Annotated in this window: 1 protein-coding gene and 2 tRNA genes; all 3 read right to left on the bottom strand. The window is 34.7% G+C overall.

Annotated elements, in window-relative coordinates; genetic code table 11:
- Positions 1 to 76 precede the first annotated feature (76 nt).
- Positions 77 to 148, bottom strand: a tRNA-Gly gene (locus tag HET73_RS07365).
- Positions 149 to 152: 4 nt separating this feature from the next.
- Positions 153 to 235 (bottom strand) — tRNA-Tyr (locus tag HET73_RS07360).
- Between the two features lie 96 nt (positions 236 to 331).
- Positions 332 to 1,453, bottom strand: a complete 1,122-nt coding sequence (gene carA / locus HET73_RS07355; RefSeq protein WP_174133534.1) for a glutamine-hydrolyzing carbamoyl-phosphate synthase small subunit — start codon at positions 1,451 to 1,453, stop codon at positions 332 to 334.
- Positions 1,454 to 1,596: the final 143 nt, after the last annotated feature.

The following is a 1,596-nucleotide window of genomic DNA, read 5'->3' as shown; positions in this document are numbered from 1 at the left end:
ATCTAAACTTTTCCACCAAAAATACAAATACATCAATAAATAATATATTGATTTTACAAAAATACAACAAAAAAAGAGCGGATAGTGGGATTCGAACCCACTCCACTAGCTTGGAAGGCTAGAGCTCTACCAATTAAGCTATACCCGCGCAATGGAGGAGGTAGGATTCGAACCTACGTACGCTTTCGCGGACAGATTTACAGTCTGTTACCTTTAACCACTCGGTCACTCCTCCACAAAAATTTTTTAAGAAGCCAGTATCTTAACTTAATCTTTTATTATATTTAATAATAAATGTCCAAAAAAAAATCAAGCACTTGCTTGATCAAAATCATGCAGACTTTATTTTACATAACTCAATATTACTAATAAAGTGTCCAAACAAATAATGTGAATCGTGCGTACCTGGCGCTTCTTCCGGATGATACTGTACAGAGAAGACCGGGTAATTCTTCATCATTATTCCCTCTATACTATTATCAAACAGAGAAATATGAGTAACTTCAACGTTACTTGGTAGAAAAGATGGATCAACAACAAATCCATGATTTTGGCTTGTGATCTCAACTTTTCCGCCACTTATATTATAAACTGGGTGATTACTTCCTCGGTGACCAATATTCATCTTGGTAGTTTTTGCCCCCAAAGTAATCGCAAGTAATTGATGACCCATGCATATGCCAAGAACTGGTATTTTAGATTTTATAATAGCACCTATCTCTGAAATCACATTTTCTCCTATTTCTTGCGGATCACCAGGGCCATTTGAAAGCACTATACCATCTGGATCCATGCTTAATATTTTCTGAGCAAAACCTCTCTCTGGTTTAATCAGTTCAATTGTACAACCAAGTTCTATTAAGCGTGAAACTATACTAGCCTTTACACCGAAATCAACCACCACAACTTTGTATTTTGCATTAAGATCGTTTTTAAAGTTATTACTTAAACTGACTTTATTGGTTATTTCTATCCCATTTACAGACTTGTATTCCTTCAATTCATTTAATAGATCCTCTATCACCCAAGCACCAGTATATACCGGAGAATAGGTTAATGAATATATCATTCCGTTTTGAGATCTATGTTTTCGCAAATGTCTCGTCAAGGCTCTAGTATCAACTCCTGATATCCCAACTACATTATTTCTCTCTAACCAATCATTTAAACTTACATACGAAGAAGGATGAGACGCAGAAGAAAGTTCACGCATAATAACACCACTTGCAAAAATTTTCTTTCCTTCATTATCTTTGCTGTTTATCCCAATATTACCAATATGAGGGAAAGTGAACGTTATAATTTGATCAGCAAAAGAAGGGTCAGTTATAGTATGCTGATAACCAGTCGTACCAGTGGTAAAACAGATCTCACCTATGCATTTGCCTTTCTTACCCACTGACTTTCCAAAAAAGTACTTGCCATCTTGCAAAACTAAAACCGCATCCCGCACTTAATTCTCTCTAACTGATTCAAAACAGTATATAAAGATTTCAAACAATACGTAATTCTTTCTAAAATTTTAAACTTAACTATAAATCAATAAAGAATAACATGAAAAAATTTTTTAGGCTTCTTACATTGGCAGCACATTGG

The sequence above is a fragment of the Wolbachia endosymbiont of Atemnus politus genome (assembly GCF_013309895.1).
This window is presented reverse-complemented; position numbering and strand designations above follow the sequence as displayed.